General features: G+C 66.4%; 15 protein-coding genes. 10 read left to right on the top strand and 5 right to left on the bottom strand.

What is annotated here, in order from left to right; all coding sequences use genetic code 11:
* The first annotated feature begins 22 nt into the window (after positions 1-22).
* The 7 genes from RMR04_RS19250 to RMR04_RS19220 all read left to right on the top strand — a co-directional run bounded on the left by RMR04_RS19250 (position 23) and on the right by RMR04_RS19220 (position 7,289).
* Entirely contained in the window at positions 23-775 is a 753-nt protein-coding gene (locus RMR04_RS19250; protein ID WP_311909936.1) for an ABC transporter substrate-binding protein, read from the top strand.
* 275 nt (positions 776-1,050) lie between these two features.
* The gene (locus RMR04_RS19245) at positions 1,051-1,770 is read left to right on the top strand and encodes an amino acid ABC transporter permease (protein WP_311909935.1); all 720 of its coding nucleotides are present in this window, start codon (positions 1,051-1,053) and stop codon (positions 1,768-1,770) included.
* A gap of 79 nt (positions 1,771-1,849) precedes the next feature.
* Positions 1,850-2,593: an amino acid ABC transporter ATP-binding protein gene (locus RMR04_RS19240; protein ID WP_311909934.1), complete on the top strand. Its 744-nt coding sequence runs from the start codon at positions 1,850-1,852 to the stop codon at positions 2,591-2,593.
* A 29-nt stretch (positions 2,594-2,622) separates the two neighbouring features.
* Complete coding sequence (locus tag RMR04_RS19235) at positions 2,623-3,780, top strand: M20 family metallopeptidase (protein ID WP_311909933.1); 1,158 nt, start codon at positions 2,623-2,625, stop codon at positions 3,778-3,780.
* Positions 3,781-3,792: 12 nt separating this feature from the next.
* A complete protein-coding gene (locus RMR04_RS19230; protein ID WP_311909932.1) occupies positions 3,793-4,905 on the top strand; it encodes a mandelate racemase/muconate lactonizing enzyme family protein in 1,113 nt (370 codons plus the stop codon).
* Positions 4,906-4,908: 3 nt separating this feature from the next.
* Entirely contained in the window at positions 4,909-6,078 is a 1,170-nt protein-coding gene (locus tag RMR04_RS19225; protein WP_311909931.1) for a M24 family metallopeptidase, read from the top strand.
* A 71-nt stretch (positions 6,079-6,149) separates the two neighbouring features.
* A complete protein-coding gene (locus RMR04_RS19220; RefSeq protein WP_311909930.1) occupies positions 6,150-7,289 on the top strand; it encodes a glutamine amidotransferase-related protein in 1,140 nt (379 codons plus the stop codon).
* 187 nt (positions 7,290-7,476) lie between these two features.
* On the opposite strand, the gene RMR04_RS19215 is transcribed toward RMR04_RS19220, so the two are convergent.
* Positions 7,477-7,944, bottom strand: coding sequence for an Lrp/AsnC family transcriptional regulator (locus RMR04_RS19215; protein WP_311915885.1), 468 nt, complete (start codon positions 7,942-7,944; stop codon positions 7,477-7,479).
* Between the two features lie 139 nt (positions 7,945-8,083).
* On the opposite strand from RMR04_RS19215, the gene RMR04_RS19210 reads away from it, so the two are divergent.
* The gene (locus RMR04_RS19210; protein WP_311909929.1) at positions 8,084-11,551 is read left to right on the top strand and encodes an indolepyruvate ferredoxin oxidoreductase family protein; all 3,468 of its coding nucleotides are present in this window, start codon (positions 8,084-8,086) and stop codon (positions 11,549-11,551) included.
* Positions 11,552-11,752: 201 nt separating this feature from the next.
* Here RMR04_RS19210 and RMR04_RS19205 read toward each other — a convergent pair whose 3' ends face one another.
* On the bottom strand, positions 11,753-12,748 hold the full coding sequence (locus tag RMR04_RS19205) for a LysR family transcriptional regulator (protein WP_311909928.1): 996 nt from the start codon (positions 12,746-12,748) through the stop codon (positions 11,753-11,755).
* Positions 12,749-12,846: 98 nt separating this feature from the next.
* Here RMR04_RS19205 and RMR04_RS19200 point away from each other — a divergent pair, with 98 nt between their 5' ends.
* Entirely contained in the window at positions 12,847-14,241 is a 1,395-nt protein-coding gene (locus RMR04_RS19200; RefSeq protein ID WP_311909927.1) for an MFS transporter, read from the top strand.
* A 167-nt stretch (positions 14,242-14,408) separates the two neighbouring features.
* Here RMR04_RS19200 and RMR04_RS19195 read toward each other — a convergent pair whose 3' ends face one another.
* Complete coding sequence (locus RMR04_RS19195) at positions 14,409-15,455, bottom strand: cupin domain-containing protein (RefSeq protein WP_311909926.1); 1,047 nt, start codon at positions 15,453-15,455, stop codon at positions 14,409-14,411.
* Positions 15,456-15,738: 283 nt separating this feature from the next.
* Between RMR04_RS19195 and RMR04_RS19190 the strand changes: the two genes are divergently transcribed.
* Positions 15,739-18,135 carry a xanthine dehydrogenase family protein molybdopterin-binding subunit gene (locus RMR04_RS19190; RefSeq protein ID WP_311909925.1) on the top strand — a complete coding sequence of 799 codons (2,397 nt, stop codon included), beginning with the start codon at positions 15,739-15,741 and terminating at the stop codon, positions 18,133-18,135.
* A 357-nt stretch (positions 18,136-18,492) separates the two neighbouring features.
* Here RMR04_RS19190 and RMR04_RS19185 read toward each other — a convergent pair whose 3' ends face one another.
* Both RMR04_RS19185 and RMR04_RS19180 read right to left on the bottom strand, forming a co-directional pair.
* Positions 18,493-18,879 (bottom strand): type II toxin-antitoxin system VapC family toxin, encoded by a 387-nt coding sequence (locus tag RMR04_RS19185; RefSeq protein WP_311909924.1) that lies wholly within the window; start codon positions 18,877-18,879, stop codon positions 18,493-18,495.
* The gene (locus RMR04_RS19180) at positions 18,876-19,109 is read right to left on the bottom strand and encodes a type II toxin-antitoxin system Phd/YefM family antitoxin (protein WP_311909923.1); all 234 of its coding nucleotides are present in this window, start codon (positions 19,107-19,109) and stop codon (positions 18,876-18,878) included. Before RMR04_RS19180 ends, RMR04_RS19185 begins: the two co-directional genes overlap by 4 nt.
* Between the last annotated feature and the right edge of the window lie 88 nt (positions 19,110-19,197).

The raw sequence follows: 19,197 nt of genomic DNA, 5'->3' as shown, positions 1-19,197 counted from the left end.
ATTGGGGTTGGCGCACGCCGCCATGGCCGCCGAGCTGCCCAAGAGCGGCGTCGTCGAGGCCGGCGCGCTGACCTATGGCGTCGCGGCGACATTTGCGCCCTTCGAGTTCCAGAAGGATGGCAAGCTCACCGGCTTCGATATCGATTTCGTCGAGGCGATCAGCCAGAAGCTGAAGGCCAAGCCGGCGCCGATGAACATGGAGTTCAAGGGCCTCATTCCCGCGCTGCAGGGCGGGCGGCTCGATATCATCAATTCGGCGATGTACATGAACCCGGCGCGGGCCGAGCAGGTCGATTTCGTGCCTTACATGAAGATCGGCAACATGGTGGTGGTCCAGGCCGGCAATGCCGCCAAGATCACCGGCCGCAACGAGACGCTCTGCGGCAAGACCATCGCCGTCACGCTCGGCGGCATCCAGGAGAGTCAGGCTCGCGCCGATGACAAGAACTGCAAGGACAAGGGCCTCAAGAGCGTCGATGTGAAGACCTTTCCGACCGCGCAGGATTCCTGGCTGAACCTGCGTCAGGGGCGAGCGGACGCGGTCTACGACTCGACGCCGGGCGCGGCGAAGGTGCTCGACGAGCTGCCCGGGATCTTCGAGACGGTCGGGGCGGAGTTCGAGTCGAACACCTCGATCGGCATCGCCACCCGCAAGGGCGATGAAGCGATGCAGGCCTCGCTCAAGGCGGCCATCGCGGAGGTCGTCGCGGACGGAACCTATAAGGGCCTGCTGGCGAAGTGGAAGCTGCCGGCCTCGGTCTCCATCTTCAACTGAGTGCCGGAAGACTGGCGGCCTCGCCTGACGAGGCCGCCAATGATGTCGCCGCGTAGCCGAGATCTCAGAACCATGCGAGACCTCAGAGCCGTTTTGGAACGTCCAGCCCTCATCCTGAGGAGCCGCGAAGCGGCGTCTCGAAGGATGATCCAGACGGTTCCCGAACCTCCTGGAGTATCCTTCGATACGCCATTTCCGAGGAAATGGCTCCTCAGGATGAGGGCTCGCGGAGGTTCCAAGCGGTCGCTCAGAACCAAGCACGGCCGAGTGTCCTGATGTCCTTTCAGCTCGTCCTCGATTACGTGCTGTCGCCGATCTTCTTTCACGGCGCGATGATGACGCTGCTCATCACCGTGACGTCCCTGTTTTTCGGCATCCTGGCAGGGCTGGTCGTCGCCCTGCTTCAAGAGGCGCGGCTGACGCTTCTGCGCGTCATCGCGCTGTTCTATCTCTGGCTGTTCCGCGGCACGCCCGTGCTGTTCCAGATCATCTTCATCTACAATGTCCTGCCCGGCTTCGGCATTCGCCTGTCGGCCTTCATGTCGGCGGTGATCGCGCTTTCGCTGAACGAGGGCGCCTATATGGCGGAGATCCTGCGGTCCGGCATCAAATCGGTGACCAGGGGCCAGCGCACGGCCGGCCTTGCGCTCGGCATGACGCGCGCCGGCGTCATGCGTCACGTCGTGCTGCCGCAAGCGCTGCGCATCATCCTTCCGCCGGTCGGCAACCAGATGATCGGAATGCTGAAGACGAGCGCGCTCGTCTCCGTCGTGGCGGTGGAGGAGCTGCTTTTGATCGCGAACCAGACCGCGAGCGCCAATTTCCGCTATTTCGAGGCCCTGTCGGCCGCCGGCATCTACTATCTCGTGCTCACGACCATCTTCATGGCGGGCCAGGCCTGGCTCGAGCAGGCGCTGGACCCCAAGCGGGCCCGTGCACGAAGGCAGGCCAAGCCGCTCGGCGAGCGCCTGACTGCGGCGGCTGACATCCGATGAGGCAAGCATTCCTGAGGCAAGTATTCCTGAAGCAAGCATTCCAGACGCACGTATTCTGTCAGGGTCGCGGGAGGCCATCATGACCGCGCAACGCCCGCTGCTTGAACTGATCGGTATCGAGAAGAGCTTCGGCCAGCTCCAGGCGCTGAAGACCTGCTCCCTGGAGGTTCAGGAGAAGGAGACCGTCGTGCTGATCGGGCCGTCGGGCTCCGGCAAATCGACCCTGCTGCGCTGCGTGAACCTGCTGGAGCCGCCCGACCGCGGCAACATCTTCTTCAAGGGCCAGGATATCGGGAGGGATCTGAGAGCGGCACCGCTGATCCGGCAGGAGATCGGCATGGTGTTCCAGAATTTCGAGCTGTTCCAGCATCTGAGCGCCGTCGAGAACATCATGCTCGCACCGATGAAGGTTCTCGGCCTGTCGCGCCACGATGCCCATGACATTGCGCTCGGGCTGCTCAGGAAGGTCCGCATCCCCGACAAGACCGACAGCTACCCCGACGAATTGTCCGGCGGGCAACAGCAGCGCGTCGCCATCGCACGGGCGCTCGCGATGAAGCCGGCCGTGATGCTTTACGACGAGCCCACCTCGGCGCTGGACCCGGAAATGATCCGCGAGGTGCTCGACGTCATGGCGGAGCTGTCGGCCGAGGGCATGACCAGCATCGTCGTCACCCATGAGATGGGCTTCGCCAAGCGCGCCGCCGACCGCATCGTCTTCATGGAAGCCGGGCAGATCGTCGCGATCGCCAAGAGCGCGGATTTCTTCGGCGGGACCGTGAATGCGCGGGCGCGGCAATTCCTCGACCAGATCCTGCACTAACCTCCGACCTGCCGGTTTCGAGACACGCCATGACAACCTCCCCCGACGCGTCCCGCATGAAGCGCGAGCTCGCCGAACTCATCGCCATCCGCACGGAAAACCCGCCCGGGCGCGAGCTGGAGGCGGCCGGTTATGTCGCGGCGCGGCTACGCGAGATCGGCCTCGACGTGACGCTCGACGAATACATGCCCGGCCGCGTCAATGTGGAGGCGCGCCTTCTCAACGGGCCGGGGCCGGTCTTCGCCTTCAACACGCATATGGACGTCGTGCCCGCCGGCGAAGGCTGGACGAGCGATCCCTTCGTCCTGCGCGAGGCGGAGGGGCGCCTCTACGGGCGCGGCGCCTGCGACTGCAAGGGTCCGCTCGCGGCCATGCTGGAGGCCGTGCGCATGCTGGCCGCGACGCGTCAGAGCTGGTCGGGCACGCTGCTCGCCATCTTCGTCGCCGATGAGGAGATCGCCAGCGAGGGTGCGAAGCACTATGCCGCCAAGCGGCCGAAGATCGATGTCGCCGTGGTCGGCGAGCCGACCTCCAACACGATCTACAGCGCCCATAAGGGCAGCCTGCGCCCGCTCGTACGCGTCCACGGCGTTCCGGCCCATTCGGGCACGCCGCATCTGGGCGAGAACGCCGTCCTGCGCGCCGGGCAGCTTCTCGCCATGGTCGCCGAGGAGCATGAGGCGAATGTCCGACGCCGCACCCACCCGCTCGTCGGCGAGGCGAGCCTCACCGTGACGCGCATCCATGGCGGCCATGCCGACAATGTCTTGCCCGGCGCCTGCGACCTGCTGCTCGACCGGCGGCTGGTGCCGGGCGAGGACGAGGATGGGGTCAAGGCGGAGATCGCGATGCTGCTGAAACAGGCCCATGCGCGTTTCGGCCTGCGCGCCGATATCCTGGAGTGGAAAGCCACCACGGGCGGTGCCACCGAGACCGCCCCCGAGCGGCCGATCGTGCAACGCAGCCTCGCGGCGGCGCGCCGCCACGGCATCGCCGAGCCGGGACCGTTCGGCTTCCAGGGCGGTTGCGACCTCGTGCATTTCCGGGCGACGGGGGCCGAGGGCGTCGTGATCGGTCCAGGCTCGCTCTCCGTCGCGCACAAGGCCGACGAGTTCGTGCCGGTCGACGAGTTCGTGACCGCGAGCCTGATCTATCGCGACGTCGCCGTCGCGATGCTGTCGGGTTGAGGGGGAAAGCCGATGCGCCTGTCCCTGCACCGGGCGATGCTGAGCTATGGCGGCGGCCTGCTGCTGCACACGGCCTCGTCGGGGCCGGTCGCGGGCCTCGACACGCTCTATCTCGCTTTGCAGGACGCAGACGGCATCACGGCCACAGGCGAGGTCCGGATCAACATCGCCTATCTCAACGGGCTCGCCGCGGAGGATGTCGCCGCTGAGGCGCTCGCGCTGCTGCCGCACCTCGACCTGACGCCCGCCCCCGAGACGCTGCTGGCGGCGCCGCCGCCGCTGCTGTCGCGCGCCGCTGCGCCGCTGCGCATGCTGGTCGATCTCGCCCTGCACGATCTCGCCGCCAAACGCGCCGGCCAGCCGCTGGCGGCGTTCCTGGGCAAGTCAGAACCGGGCAAGCCCGAGGCCGGGCCGGTCAGCTATGCGACCAACCAGACCCTGTTCATATCGGATGATGCGACCTTCCTGCGCCAGGCGCAGGCCTATGTCGGGCGCGGCTTCAGGGATCTGAAGGTGCGCATCGGCGCGGCCGATTTCACTGAGGATCTCGCCCGCATCCGCAGCCTGCGTGAGCGCTTCGGCGTCGGCGTCAAGATCGCGGTCGATGCGAATGCGGCCTGGAGCCTGGCGGATGCGCCGGCGCGGCTTGAAGCGCTGGCGCCGTTCGATCTCGCCTATGTCGAGCAACCGGTCGCGCCGGTTGGCTTCGATGTGCTGGCGCGGCTCGCCGAGGCCAGTCCGATCCCGATCATGCTCGACGAAAGCGTCAGGGGAGAGGATGACGCGATGCGCCTGGCCGCTGGCGGCCACAGGCTGATGGCGCATCTGAAGCTGGTGAAGCTCGGCGGCCTCGCGCCTGCTTTGCGCGCCGCCCGGGCGCTGGCCGTGGCCGGCGTTCCCTGCATGATCGGGCAGATGAACGAGGGCGGCCTCGCCACCGCCGCCGCGCTGCATCTGTGCGTCGCCACGCAGCCGCGTTTCGCCGAGCTCTACGGCGCCGACGGCCTGAGCAACGATCCGGCGCCCGGCCTCGTCTATGCGGATGGCCTGGTGTCCACTCCGGCGCTGCCTGGCCTCGGCCTTTCCTTCGCGCGCGAGCGCACAGAGACACTCTGGGAGAATTGAGCGATGGATATCGGCAGCGTCGTACAGGGTTCGGAATCGGCCTTTCCGAAGAGCGAATATGACGGCCGCGTCGCCAGGGCGCGCCAGCGCCTCGCCGCGGCCGAGCTCGATGTGATGGTCGTCACCGGGCCCGAGAACATCTTCTATCTCACCGGGCAGCAGACGCCGGGCTACTACACTTTCCAGGCGCTGGTGCTGCCGGTCGAGGGCGATCCCGTCTTCGTCATCCGGCAGCTCGAATATTTCAACTTCATCGCCAACACCTTCATCGCGGACGCCGCCATCTACCAGGATGGCGAGGATCCGGTCGGCTTCCTGACCAAGGTGATCCGCGACAAGGGCCTCGCCGGCAAGCGCGTCGCCATCGACAAGCGCGGCTGGTTCCTGCCGATCGCCGTCTATGAAGCGCTCCAGGCCGAGCTCGGCACTATTGGCGATGCGGCTGGTGTCGTCGAGGCGCTGCGCGCCATCAAGTCGCCGCTGGAGCTGGAGAAGCTCGACTATGCCGCAGCTTATGTCGATGCCGGGATGAAGGCGGGCCTGGCCGCCGTGAAGGTCGGCGCGACCGAGAACGATCTCGTGGCGGCGATGATGGGCGCGGCGATCGCGGCCGGCTCGGAATATATGGGCATGGAGCCGCTGGTCTCGTCGGGCCCGCGCTCGGGCGTGCCACATGGCACCTGGAAGCGCCGCCGCATCGAGGCGGGCGACCCGGCCTTCCTCGAAATGGCCGCCTGCCATGACCGCTACCACGCCGCGCTGATGCGCTCGGCCTGGCTCGGTGCGCCGCCCGCGGTGGCGAGCGACATGATGAAGGCCTGCCAGGACGCCCTTGCCGCCGCCTTGGACGAAATCCGGCCTGGCGTCGCCTGCGAGGTGCCCCATCTCGCCTGCCAGGCCGTGATCGACAAGGCCGGCTACACCGACGCCTTCCGCAAGCGCCTCGGCTACAGCGTCGGCATCTCCTTTGCGCCTGATTGGGGCGAAGGCGCGATCCTCAACCTGAACAAGGGCGTCAAGACCGAGCTCCAGCCCGGCATGGCGTTCCACCTGCCGCCGGCGCTGCGCATCTATGGCCGCTTTACCGTCGGCGTCAGCGAGACGATCGTGGTGACGCAAACCGGCCACCGCGTGCTCGGCACCATCGACAGGGCGCTGCTGCAAGTGGCTTGAACCAAGAAGAGGCTTGAACCAAGAAGTGGCTTGATCCGTATCGACCGCCCGCTTTGCACCATGGGGACGCCGTGACCCTGCATCTCGTGATCGACCACACGGCTCGTCCGGCCCGGTTCGGAGCAGCGGCAGCGGTCGCGGCGCTCCGGCGCGGCGCGGGCTTCATGCATCTGCCCGCGATGTTTAATCTCGCGGCGCATCCCGACGCCGAGCAATATGTCCATGCCGCCGGCGGCCTCGGGCCGAGCGGGCTCTATTTCGCCGAGCGCATCCTGGGGCGCCCGATCGCGGCGGCGGCGAGCGTTCCGGAAATCCTGTCCGAAGCGCGCCAGGCCGATGTCGTGGTGCCGATCCATCCCAGCTTCGGGCAGGACGGCCGCTTGCTGCGCGAAGGCGCGCTGCAGGCCGGCATTCCGATCGATGAGGAGATCGCAGCGCCGGAGGAGGCGGAAGCAGCACCTGTCCAGGCCTGGCCCACCCAGCCCTCCCGTTCAATCTGTCTCGTCGGGCGCGAGCACGACCATCGCAACGTCTACCCGGCTGCGCTCGCCTCGCTGCAGGACGCCATTGCGGCCCTCGATCTCGCGATCGCCATCCGTTTCATCGATCCGCGGGACAGCGATGCAGCGCTATACGAGGATGCCGCGGGCATTCTCCTGCCGGGCGGTTCGGACATGGGCAATGTCCCCGGCCAGATCCGTGCGGCGCGATTTGCCCTGGCTCGCGGCGTTCCGGTGCTCGGCCTATGCCTGGGCATGCAGACCATGACGACCGCTTTCGCGCAGAGTGTTTTGGGGGATGGCATGGTCAATCTCGCCGAGGCCGATCCCGAGGCGCGAACCAAGAGCTTCGTCGCCATGGCGGGGGACATCACGGCCGATGGGCCTGCGACCCTGCCCGAACATCGCACCGGCGATGCAAATGTCGATCTCGTAGCGGGCACGCGTCTCGCCGCCTTGATGGGAACGCAGACGATGCGCGTGCGCTGCAACCATCGTTTCCATCTGGCCCCGTCGCTGCGTCGCGATCTGCAGGAGGCGGGTCTCGTCGTCAGCGCGACCAGCTTCGCCGGCCGCGTCGTCGATGCCGTCGAATGGCCCGGGCATCCCTTCTTCCTGGGCCTCCAGGGTCACCCCGAACTGGCCCCCACGACGAGCGCGCCGCATCCCGTCTTTCTGGCCTTCCTTCTCGCAACGCGCGACAATTTGTGACGATTCTGGTGTCGCCCGCGCGCCCCTCAAGGGCTCGAATTCGTGTGCTGATGCATGACAACCTCGCGGTGGCCGCACCATCTCCCTAGAGTATTTCCGCGTTTCTCCGAAATGCGGAAATACTCTACCTCCTTGTTTTATCGCATTTTCTTCACGCGAACCGGTGTCCGCTTCGCTCGAAAATGCTCTAGGCCGGAATCTTGCCGTGCAGCTTGATCTCCTTCAGCACCAGATTGGTGCGCACATGGGCGATGCCCGGCAGGCGAAAGAGAAACTGCTCAAGAAAGACGTTGTAGTCGTCCTTGTCGCGGCAGACGACGCGCAAGTGATAGTCCGCCTCGCCCGTGGTCGAGAAACATTCCACCACTTCGGGCTGTTGGGCGATGCGTGCGATGAAATTGGACACGTGGTCGGCTTCGTGGCGCAGCAGCGTCACATGCACGATCGCGCTGAAGCCAAACCCCGCCCTCTCGGCGTCGACGATCGCCATGTAGCCAGCGATCACGCCGGCCTCTTCCAGCATCCGTACCCTGCGCCAGCAAGCGGACGCGGACATGCCGGCCTGATCAGCCAGATCCTGATTGGAGACGCGCGCATCGGACTGCAGAATCTGCAGCAGCCTGCTGTCCTGGGGGCCAAGCTCGATCTTTGCCATTCTGGAAATTTCCACCGGCGTCACGATAATTTCCGGTAGGATAGACCGAATTACAGGCAAAACCTACACAGTAAGACAGGACTTTCCGGAGAGAGCTGGTTGAATCGACCGCAACGATAATATGCGGGAGGTTTCGCTCATGGCTTACGATGTCCCGGTTGGCGACTACGCGCTTGGCGACCGTTATGCGAAGGGCTCCGGCCGCGTCTTCATGACCGGAACGCAGGCGCTGGTGCGCATCGCGCTCGACCAGGCACGGCGCGACAAGGCCTGCGGCCTCGACACGGCAGGCTTCATTTCCGGCTATCGCGGTTCGCCGCTCGGCGGTGTCGATCTGGAGTTGTGGCGCGCCGAGGACCTGATCGCGCAACACAAGATCGCGTTTCTGCCGGCGGTGAACGAGGACCTTGCCGCGACCGCCGTGCTCGGCTCGCAGCAGGTCGAGACCAACCCCGACAAGCAGGTCGAGGGCGTCTTTGCGATGTGGTACGGCAAGGGGCCGGGCGTCGACCGCGCCGGCGATGCGCTGAAGCACGGCAACGCCTATGGCTCCTCGCCGCATGGCGGCGTTCTCGTCGTGGCAGGCGACGACCATGGCTGCGTGTCGTCCTCCATGCCGCATCAGTCCGACGTCGCCTTCATGGCCTGGTTCATGCCGACGCTGAATCCGGCCTCGATCGGCGAGTACCTGGCTTTCGGCGAATATGGCTACGCGCTCTCGCGCTATTCCGGCATGTGGGTCGGTTTCAAGGCGATCTCGGAAACCGTCGAAAGCGGCCAATCGGTCGAGATTTCGCCGCCGCGCGATTTCAACGAGCCCGCCTACACGCCGCCCGCAACCGGCCTGCATTATCGCTGGCCCGATTTGCCCGGTCCGCAGATCGAGGAGCGGATGGAGGCCAAGAAGATGGCCGTGTTCGCCTTCGCCGAGGCCAATCCGATCGACCGCCGCATCTATGACATCCCCGACGCCAGTTTCGGCATCGTCACCACCGGCAAAGGCCATCTCGACCTGATGGAGGCGCTGCGCCTGCTGGGCGTCGATGAGGCGGTCTGCCGAAAACTTGGAATCGACATCTACAAGGTCGGGATGGTCTGGCCGCTGGCGCGCCGCGATGCGCTCGATTTCGTGCGCGGCAAGACTGAAATCCTCGTCGTCGAGGAAAAGCGCGGCATCATCGAAAGCCAGCTCAAGGAGTATTTCTACGACTATCCCGGCCATAAGCCCCACGCCATGGTCGGCAAGCGCGACGAGGACGGCAACCGGTTGATCTCCTGGATCGGCGAATTGTCGCCGATCATGCTGGCGCCGATCGTCGCGCGGCGCCTGGATGCGCTGTTTCCCGATCTGCGCCTGTCCGAGCGGGCGGCGAGCCTGGTGCCCGAAGCCGACCGCCTCATCCAGGTGCCGGGCGCGACGCGCACGCCCTATTTCTGCTCGGGCTGCCCGCACAACAGCTCGACCAAGGTGCCGGAAGGCTCCAAGGCGCTGGCAGGCATCGGCTGCCATTTCATGGCGAGCTGGATGGACCGAGAGACGACCTCGCTGATCCAGATGGGGGGCGAGGGTGTGAACTGGGCGGCCTCGTCGCTGTTCACCGGCAAGGGGCACATCTTCCAGAACCTCGGCGAGGGGACCTATTACCATTCCGGGTCGATGGCGATCCGCCAGGCGATCGCGGCCAAAGCCAACATCACCTACAAGATCCTCTACAATGATGCGGTGGCGATGACCGGGGGCCAGCCGGTCGACGGGCCGATCAGCGTGCAGGCGATCGCGCAGGAGGTCCGCGCCGAAGGTGTCGAGCGTCTCGCGCTGGTGTCGGACCAGCCCGAGAAATTCTCAAGCCGCGACCTGCCCGCCGGCATCACCATTCACCACCGCCGCGAGCTCGACGCCGTGCAGCGCGAACTTCGCGACGTGAAGGGCGTCTCGGTGCTGATCTATGAGCAGGCCTGCGCCACCGAAAAGCGTCGCCGCCGCAAGCGTGGCACGATGGAGGACCCAAAGCGCTTCGCCTACATCAACGATCTCGTCTGCGAAGGCTGCGGCGATTGTTCGGTCGAGTCGAACTGCCTGAGCGTCGAGCCGAAGGAGACGCCGTTCGGGCGCAAGCGCAAGATCAACCTCTCGAACTGCAACAAGGATTTCTCCTGCCTGAACGGCTTCTGCCCGAGCTTCGTCACGGTCGAAGGCGCCACGCGGCGCAAGAAGGCCGTGACCGAAGACGATTTCGTGGCTCGTGCCGCCGTCCTCCCGGCGCCGGCACCAATGTCGCTCTACAAGCCGTTCGATCTTCTGGTCACCGGCGTTGGCGGCACCGGCGTCGTCACGATCGGCGCGCTGATCGCGATGGCGGCCCATCTCGAGGGCAAGGGCAGCTCGGTGCTCGATTTCACCGGCTTCGCGCAGAAGTTCGGCCCGGTCCTGTCCTTCATCCGCCTGGCCGATACGCCATCAGCCATCAACCAGGTCCGGATCGGCAACGGCGCGGCTGACGCCTTGATCGGCTGCGACATCGTCGTGTCCTCCTCGCCGAAGGCGTCGGCGACCTATCGGCGCGGCATGCGAGCGGTCGTCAATCTCGCCGAGATGCCGACCGGCGACATCGTCCGCTTCCGCGATGCCGATCTCGCCTCGCGCCGTCGGCTGCGTGAAATCGAGACCGTGGCGGGAGCCGGAAACGTCAGCGCTTTCGATGCCAACGCCATGGCGGAAAAGCTTTTCGGCGACGCCGTCTTCGCCAATGTCATCATGCTCGGGCATGCCTGGCAGCAAGGGCTGGTGCCGGTTTCGCATGCCGCGCTCGACCGCGCCATCGCACTCAACGGGGTCTCGGTCGAGAAGAACCGGCAGGCCTTCGCGGCGGGGCGCCTGGCCTTCGCCGATCCGGACTTCAATGGCAGGGAGGAAGCGGTCGGCCCCGAGACGCTCGACGAGGTGATCGCGCGCCGCGCCGAATTTCTCATCGGCTATCAGGACGAGGCCTGGTCGCGACGCTACCGCGACGCCGTCGAGCGTGTCCGGGTTGCGGAGGCGCCCTTCAATTCCACCATACTGACCGAGGCGGTGGCGCGCTCGCTCTTCAAGCTGATGTCGTACAAGGACGAATACGAGGTCGCGCGGCTGCACATGCAGAGCGGGTTTCTCGACGAGCTGAAGCGCGAGTTCGAAGGCGACTTCTCCGTGAACTACCACCTCGCGCCGCCTCTGCTCGCGAGCGGCAGGGATGCCCGGGGCAGGCCGCTCAAGCGCCAGTTCGGCCAATGGATCCAGACGCCGCTGCGGGTGCTGGCTCGCTTCAAGCGGCTGCGGGGCACCGCCTTCGACCTGTTCGGCTATACCACTGAGCGCAGGATGGAGCGGGGCCTGATCGGCTGGTACGAAGGGATCGTCGCGCAGCTGCTGGAGCGCCTGCCGCAGCAGGGGCCGGCGGGGGCAGCCGAGATCGCCAGGGCGCCGATGGATATCCGCGGCTATGGCCCGATCAAGGACAAGGCCGTTGAACAGGTGAGGGCGCGTGTGAGCGAGTTGCTCGCCCGGCCGCTGCCGCCGGCTGCGAATGGTGGGGTGCGCCGGGTTGTCGGGGGATCTTTGCTTACCTAGGGGAATACGGCCCTATGCGGGCGAGGTAATTAACCTGCGTTCACAAGGCTTTCGGCCGGCACGCTGTCGCAAATCCGGCACAGCGCGAGGCGCACTGTTCGCAAGGATCGGTACCCCGAGGGGCAGGCCGTGAACCCATAACCGGGGTGACCGCGATCGGCGGACGGCAGACATGGCGTCGCTTCGCCGCCGGCTGCTGAATCACGGCGCGCCAGCCGCCATGCCTTCACCTGTCGCCATGCCTGCACCTGTGGACATGCCTTCCCCAGTCGACCTGCCTTCATCGGCCATGTCCTGTCCCGCTGACGACACGAGCCAGGCCGCCATGCTCTCGGCCGTCCGGTCGTGGGGATCCCGCCACCGGGCGACCTGCCTGTTGGAGCAGGCATGTGCCTCGCCCAGCCCGGGCAGGCGCACCAGGCGTTGCTGACGCAAGGCATCGGCGACGAGCAGCGAACGCGCCAGAGCGACGCCGTTGCCATCCAGCGCTGCCTGGAGGGAGCTGCCGATATCACGGAAGCGCAACGTTTCATGACCGGGACCTTTCCGCAGCCAGGTCGCCCAGGACCATTCCCGCTCCGTCTCCTCGCCTCGGCGTCCTTTCGCCAGCAGTGGCAGCGCCCGCCAATCCTGACTCGGGCCGACGCTCCCCAGCAGCCTCGGTGCGACGACCGGGAAGACGCTCTCGGACGGGAAAGGCAGCTCGCGGGCGTCTTCCGTCGTGTCGACCTGCATCGTGTCAGCCTGCATTTTGCCAGCCTGCGGCAGCCACAGCAGGGCAAGGTCGACCTCGGTGCGCGCGGCCTCGGCCGCCGTGTCCCAGGTGCAAACCTCGATGGACAGGTCTGGAAAGGCATTGCAGAGAGAGGGCAGGCGGGGCGACAGCCACCAAGCCAGCAGCGACGGGCTGAGGCCGAGCCGGAAGACCCGCGGCCCCCGCTGGTCGGCGATCCGGCGTCGCATGCCCGCGATCGTGCCCAGCAGCGGAGCGAGCTCGCGGGCGAGCCGCAGGCCTGCCTCGGTCGCGCGCAGGCCGGGATTGAGCCGTTCAAGCAGGGGGACGCCGAAGAAGCGCTCCAACGCCCGTATCCGGTGACTGACGGCGCTCTGCGTCAGGCCGAGTTCATCGGCGGCGAGCGTCATGCTGCCGAGCCTTAGCACAGCCTCGAAAGTGAGCAGGCCCGCGAAGGGCGGCATCTGGGCTGAGATGGAACGCATACCGCATGAAACAGCTTCATGCCGTGCGGAGCAATGCTCATTTGCCGTGGGCTGGCCGGACACGCCATGCCGGAGCCATGCAGCACCTTCTGGAAGACGATGTCTGGAATGCCCGTAGCCGGCTGACCGCGGCCACGCTCGGCCTTGGCGCCTTCCTGGCGAATTTCGACGTGACCTCGGTCGTGGTCGTCATGCCGGCAATCGGGACGGATCTCGGCGTCCCTGTGGGTGGTTTGGCCTGGATCGTCGATGCCTACAGCATCGCCTTTACCGCGACCTTGCTCGTGGCCGGCGCCCTGGCTGACCGCTTCGGCCGGCGGCGGACGCTCATCATCGGGAATGCCTGGTTCCTCCTGGCGTCCCTGGCCTGTGGCCTTGCGTGGAATAGTCCGCTCTTCCTCCTGGCTCGCGCGGCCCAGGGCGGCGGCGCGGCCTTTCTCGTGACCGGGGCTTTCGCCTTGATCGCCTCCGCGTTTCCGGCACCGGGAGCGCGGGCCCGCGCCTTCGGCATCGTCGGCGTCGTTTCCGGGGTCGCCATGGCGCTGGGGCCGAGCCTGGGCGGCATGATCAGCTCCGGGCTGGGATGGCGCTGGATCTTCCTGGTCAATCTGCCGTTCTGCGTCCTGATCGCGCTTGTGGTGCCGCGTATCGTGGCCGAGATGCGCGACGACACGGGCAAGCCGCTGGACTGGCTCGGGGTCGTCATCCTGACCCTGGCGCTGGGGCTGGTGATCGCTGCCATTCTGGAGGCCCGCCATTCGCTGATCCGCATGGCGATCGGGCTCGCGGCGGGGGCCGGGCTTGCCGCGTTGTTCGCGGTCCGGCAACGGCGGCAGCCGCGGCCGATGCTCGATCCGGCCGTTTTCGCGAGCCGCCCGATGGCCGGCGTCGCCGCCTTGCTGCTGGCCGTCTCGGCGGGATATTGGGCCGTCCTCGTCTACCTGCCCCTTTTCCTGGGCGCGGCCTTTGGCTGGACGGCCAGGTCGGCGGGGCTCGGGCTCATGGCCGCGACCCTCCCCATGCTCGTCATCCCGCCCTTTGGCGGTTACCTCGCATCCCGGCTGGGCTGGCGGCGGCTGTTCGCGGCGGCGCTGACGCTGCTCGCGCTCGGCGGATGCGCCCTGGCCGCAGCGGCGCTCACGCAAGCAACGGTGCTGGCGCTCGCATGGGCCTTCGCCGGGATGATGCTGATCGGCACGGGGGCCGCCCTGTCGCATCCGCAATTGTCCGGGGCCGTGCTGGCGCTTGCGCCGCCGGAGGCCAGCGGCATGGCATCGGCCGTCACCGTCATCGCGAGACAGGCCGGTTTCGCGATGGGCGTCGCCGCGCTTGGCGCGCTTGCGCCGTTCGACCTTGCCGCTGCCGGCTTCGTCTGGCCCTTCGGCTTTGCCGCTGTCGCGTCGATGTGCGGCGTGCTGGCCTGCCTTCTGCTACCGGCTTCATTGAACGGAAGGCACAGGGCCGGAGCCTGATCTGGCACGGCGTCGTGAACCGGCAAATGAGAGCAATTTCGAGCGAAGCGTGCACCGGTTCGCGTGAAGAAAACATGCTAAAACAAGACATTATAACAAATATCTGAATCAGTTTCCGATCCCGTTGAATCAGAAACTGAGCTGAAGCCTGCGCCCGGGCGCAAGCTTCAGGCGCGTTGTTCCTTGCCGCCTTGGCTGTCGCGTCGCGTCGCGTCGATCTCGAGCATGACGACCTCGCAGCGCGTGTCCAGCGCGGCCGGGCAGCGTTCGACGCCGCGCGGCACGACGATGAACTCGCCTTCTTCGATGACCTCGTCGCGGTCGCGGAATTTCATCAAAAGCCGGCCCTTATGGACGAAGAAGACCTCGTCCTCCCCGCTGTTGAAATGCCAGCCGGCCTCGCCCTCGAATTTCGCCAGCCTGATCCGCGGATTGTTGACGCCTGTGGCGAGGCGCGGGGGCCAGCTGTCGGACAATCCTCCGTCGGAAAATAATCGGTCGGACGATCGCCCGAAAGCGTGTGTCAGGTTGTCCTTGTGAAACGGCGAGATGTGCCGGTTGAGCTTCGCGACATCGCGGATGATCGTCGCCAGCTGGCGCGGCACATCTGTGCCGTCGGCGGGGTATTTGCCGTCCAACGCAGCCGTGCCGATGGTGAAGCCGGCCGCCCCGGCCTGCTTCAGCGCGGCGATCTGGCCGGGCGTGTCGATCGATCCCGCGACATAGACGGGCTTGGACACCGCGCCACAGACGGCCGCGATCAGCGCCGGCACGTTCTCATGCGAGCGATAGGCCAGCAGATCGAGCCCGTGCACGCCCTCGCGCGCGGCAAGCGCCCGCGCGCTGGCGACGATCTCGTCGATCGTCCCCTCGAGAACGCTGGGGTGTCCTGAAATCCTGCCGGGGAACGGGCAGTACTGGATCGTCGTGCCGGCAAGGAGCGGCAGCACCTCGTCGACCCTGGTGCCGCCGAGCAGAATGTCGATGCCGATCGCGACAGCGGCTTTCGCCGAGGCGATCTCGCTGTCGCGATCGAGCGAAACCACCTCGAGATAGGAGGTCGCGCCGCCCGCCTTGATCGCGGTCTTCAGGTCTTTCAGCCGGTCGAGCGGCAAGCCGATATCCTTGAAGCCGATATGCCGGACGCCGAGCGCCAGCGCCGTCCGCAACTGCTCCATTGCGTCACTGACCGTGCGGTCGTTGCGCGTGAGCATGAAAATGAAGCGAAGGCCCATCAGGACACCTGTTTCGTTCGCCCGGTCGTCGGGCAGCCACGCATCATGCGCTTGCGAGCCTGCCTTCGCGACGAGGCCGGCTCTGTCCACGCGTTTGGCGCCCCCTTTCAGTTTGGCATGCTCTGTGCGTTTCGCAACCGCTGGGCGCTTGGCGGGGCTGCATCCTGCGCTCTTTCGGCAGGTCCAACACCCGCCCTATCAATAAGGCTGAGCTTTCCTCCCCGTTCTCCCATCTCTCCCGTTCTCTCATGGCCGGTACCTGATGAACTCTCGCGTTTCTCCTGCTGACGTTTCCCCTGGTGGCGCTCCCGCGGCTTCGGTCGAGATCGGCCAGCGCGTGCCGCGCCGGGAGGACGCGATCCTGGTGCAGGGGCAGGGGCGCTATACCGATGATCTCAGCGTCGAACGGCAGCTCTTCGCCGCCTTCGTGCGCAGCCCGCATGCGCATGGCGATCTCAGGGCGGTGGATACGGCAGACGCGCGCGCGATGAAGGGCGTCGTCGCGGTCTATACGGCAGCCGACCTCGACGGCCACGGCTACAACGTCATCCTGACGGTGGTCGATATACCCGCCCGCGATGGTACCGCCATGCGAAAGCCCGGGCGCGCGGCGCTGGCGGACGGCAAGGTCCGCTTCGTCGGCGACCCCGTTGCGGTCGTCGTCGCGCGCAGCGCCGAGGAGGCCCGCGACGCTGCCGAAGCGGTCAGGCTCGACATCGACATCCTGCCCGCCGTCACGGATGCCGAGGCGGCTCTAAGCCCTGGGGCTCCGCAGCTCTATGACGATGTCGCCGGCAATCTGATCGTCGATTTCCACTCCGGCGATGCCGGCAAGGTCGCGGCTGCCTTCGCTGAAGCCGCGCATGTCGCCCGGTTGCGGATCGTCAACAACCGCATCGTCGTCAACCCGATCGAGCCGCGCGCGGCGATTGCGAGTTTTGACGGCAAGGCGAAGCGCTACACGCTGCACGCGCCGAGCCAGGGCGCCTTCGGCATGCGCAACAATCTGGCCGCGGCCATGGGCGTGAAGCCTGCGCAGATGCGCCTGGTCACCGGCCATGTCGGCGGCTCCTTCGGCATGAAGGCCGCCGTGTTTCCCGAATATGTCGTGCTGCTCCATGCGGCGCGCGTGCTGAAGCGGCCGGTCCGCTGGACCGACCAACGCTCGGAGAGCTTCGTCTCGGATCACCATGGCCGCGACATGGTCTTCGAGGCCGAACTGGCGCTCGATGCGCGCGGGCGCTTCCTCGCCACGCGCTTCACCGGCGTGGCGAATATGGGCGCCTATGTCACCCCCGCCGGGCCGCTGATGGCGACGCTGAATATCGGCAAGAACTCGGTCGGCATGTATAGGACGCCGCTCGTCGAGGTTAAGACGCGTTGCGCGGTGACCAACACGGCGCCGATCGGTGCCTATCGCGGCGCCGGCCGCCCGGAAGGCAACTACCTGATGGAGCGGCTGATCGACAAGGCCGCCCGCGGCATGGGGATCGACAGGGCGAACTTGCGTCGGCGCAATCTGGTCCAGCCCAGGAGCCTGCCCTGGGCGACGCCGGTGGGCACGGTCTATGACAGCGGCGATTTCCCGGCGCTGTTCGAGCGGGCGCTCGAAGCCGCCGATTGGAAGGGCTATGCCGGGCGATTGAAGACGAGCCGCAAGGCCGGTTTGCTGCGCGGGCGAGGCATCGGCTGCTATCTTGAGGTCACGGCGCCACCCAGCAATGAAATGGGCGGAATCCATTTCGAGCCGGACGGCAGCGTGACCATCGTCACCGGCACGCTGGATTACGGCCAGGGCCATTGGACGCCTTTCGCCCAATTGCTCACCAGCCAGCTGGGCGTGCCCTTCGACAAGATCAAGCTCGTGCAGGGCGACAGCGACCGGCTGATCGCGGGCGGCGGCACGGGCGGCTCGAAATCGCTGATGGCGAGCGGCTCGGCGATCATCGAGGCGAGCGACCTCGTCATCGAAAAGGGCAAGCTCGTCGCCGGCCATGTCCTGGAGGCCGACAGCGCCGATATCGCGTTTGCGGCGGGCCAGTTCAGCGTCGTCGGCACCGACCGCGCGATCGGCATCATGGAGCTGGCGGCGCGGCTGCAGGCCGGCACTGCGCTCGCGCCTGGACTGCCGCAGTCGCTCGACGTCGATCATGTCTTCAAATCGGCGCCCTCGGCCTATCCCAATGGCTGCCATGTCGCCGAGGTCGAGATCGATCCTGAGACCGGCCATGTCGCGATCGCGCGCTATGTCATGGTCAATGATTTCGGCACGGTGGTGAACCCGATGATCGTCGAGGGCCAGCTCCATGGCGGCGTCGTCCAGGGCATCGGCCAGGCCCTGTTCGAGCGCACCGTCTATGACGAGAGCGGCCAGCTCATGAGCGGCTCCTATATGGACTATGCCTTGCCCCGCGCGGCGGATGTGCCGTTCTTCTCCTTCGTCAGCCAGGGCGTGCCGACGCAGCATAACCGGGTCGGCGCCAAGGGCTGCGGCGAGGCGGGTTGCGCGGGCTCGCTGCCCTCGGTGATGAACGCGGTGGTCGATGCGCTGGCGCCCCACGGCGTCACGCATCTCGACATGCCGGCGACGCCCCAGGCGATCTGGCGGGTGATTCAAGCCGGACGGGCGGGAGCAGGCCCGGACGGCGTTCAGCGCTGAGCGACGGCGTTATTCCCGTCATTCCGGGGCAGGCCGTAGCCAATGATGCGAGAGAATATGGGCCCGGAACCCAGAACCGATGCGTGTCGTCATGAAGCGCGCCGGTTTGAGCAGTTTCCGATCCCATTGGATCGTTCAACAGCTCGAGCCCTTTGTTTTGACGCGTTTTCTCCACGCGAACCGGTGTCCACTTCGTTCGAAAACGCTCTACCCGCGCCTTCCCAAGCAGCGTCATCGGTTCTGGGTTCCGGGCTCGATCCTTCCGCCCCGGAATGATGGAGCAGCCTCAGCCATAAGTCTGCGTCAAAGGCCGTCAGTATAAGGGCTGCCGCGGTTATCGCGTCGGATCGGAGTCTGCTACCAGAGGCGTTTGACTGCGAAGCCGTCGAAGAGGGCTTCGTTCGAAATCAGCACCATGTCCTCGGATTGAGTCTGGGCAATGAGCAGGCGGTCGAACGGATCCTTATGCGCAATGTTCATCTCACCGGCGAGCCGGGCATGGCGGACGGTGATCGCCAGTTCGGCAAAGCCCTGATCGGCGATGATCGCCTCGAAGTCTTGCGCCAGCAGCGCCGCGTCGGGGAGCTTGCCGATACGGAATTTGGTGGCGATCTCCATGGCCGAGGCGGCGCTGACGGCGATGCTGTTGGCCTCGTCCGCGATCGCCTCGCGGGCAGGGCGGCTCAGCGCTTCATCACCCGCAAGCCACCAGATCAGGGCATGGGTATCGAGCAGCAGCCTCAACTGAGATTCCAGCCCCCGAGTTCAGTCTCGGGCAGGGGCTCGTCAAAGCGCGCATCAATGGCGATCTTTCCCTTGAGCGCGCCAAAGCGCCGCTTGCCGCGTGGCGCGACCGGCACCAGGCGCACCACCGGCACGCTGCCACGGGCAATGACCACATCCGCGCCCTCAAGCGCGTCCGCGATCAATTTGGACAGGTTGGTCTTGGCATCGTGAACCGAGAACTGGGCCATCGGCATCTCCTTAGCTAAGAGCATAGCTAAGCGGTCGGCGCCGAGCAAGAGCCATGCCCCTCAACTGCGGCGATGGCAGTTGCGGGGT

The organism is Bosea sp. 685 (assembly GCF_031884435.1).
Taxonomy (GTDB): Bacteria; Pseudomonadota; Alphaproteobacteria; order Rhizobiales; family Beijerinckiaceae; genus Allobosea.
This window is presented reverse-complemented; position numbering and strand designations above follow the sequence as displayed.

Bases quoted from the DNA above. Each gene is read 5' to 3' on its own strand.
- RMR04_RS19250 (WP_311909936.1), top strand. From the start codon at position 23: ATGGCCGCCGAGCTGCCCAAGAGCGGCGTCGTCGAGGCCGGCGCGCTG.
- RMR04_RS19245 (WP_311909935.1), top strand. From the start codon at position 1,051: ATGTCCTTTCAGCTCGTCCTCGATTACGTGCTGTCGCCGATCTTCTTT.
- RMR04_RS19240 (WP_311909934.1), top strand. From the start codon at position 1,850: ATGACCGCGCAACGCCCGCTGCTTGAACTGATCGGTATCGAGAAGAGC.
- RMR04_RS19235 (WP_311909933.1), top strand. From the start codon at position 2,623: ATGACAACCTCCCCCGACGCGTCCCGCATGAAGCGCGAGCTCGCCGAA.
- RMR04_RS19230 (WP_311909932.1), top strand. From the start codon at position 3,793: ATGCGCCTGTCCCTGCACCGGGCGATGCTGAGCTATGGCGGCGGCCTG.
- RMR04_RS19225 (WP_311909931.1), top strand. From the start codon at position 4,909: ATGGATATCGGCAGCGTCGTACAGGGTTCGGAATCGGCCTTTCCGAAG.
- RMR04_RS19215 (WP_311915885.1), bottom strand. From the start codon at position 7,944: ATGGCAAAGATCGAGCTTGGCCCCCAGGACAGCAGGCTGCTGCAGATT.
- RMR04_RS19210 (WP_311909929.1), top strand. From the start codon at position 8,084: ATGGCTTACGATGTCCCGGTTGGCGACTACGCGCTTGGCGACCGTTAT.
- RMR04_RS19205 (WP_311909928.1), bottom strand. From the start codon at position 12,748: ATGCCGCCCTTCGCGGGCCTGCTCACTTTCGAGGCTGTGCTAAGGCTC.
- RMR04_RS19200 (WP_311909927.1), top strand. From the start codon at position 12,847: ATGCAGCACCTTCTGGAAGACGATGTCTGGAATGCCCGTAGCCGGCTG.
- RMR04_RS19195 (WP_311909926.1), bottom strand. From the start codon at position 15,455: ATGCTCACGCGCAACGACCGCACGGTCAGTGACGCAATGGAGCAGTTG.
- RMR04_RS19190 (WP_311909925.1), top strand. From the start codon at position 15,739: ATGAACTCTCGCGTTTCTCCTGCTGACGTTTCCCCTGGTGGCGCTCCC.
- RMR04_RS19180 (WP_311909923.1), bottom strand. From the start codon at position 19,109: ATGGCCCAGTTCTCGGTTCACGATGCCAAGACCAACCTGTCCAAATTG.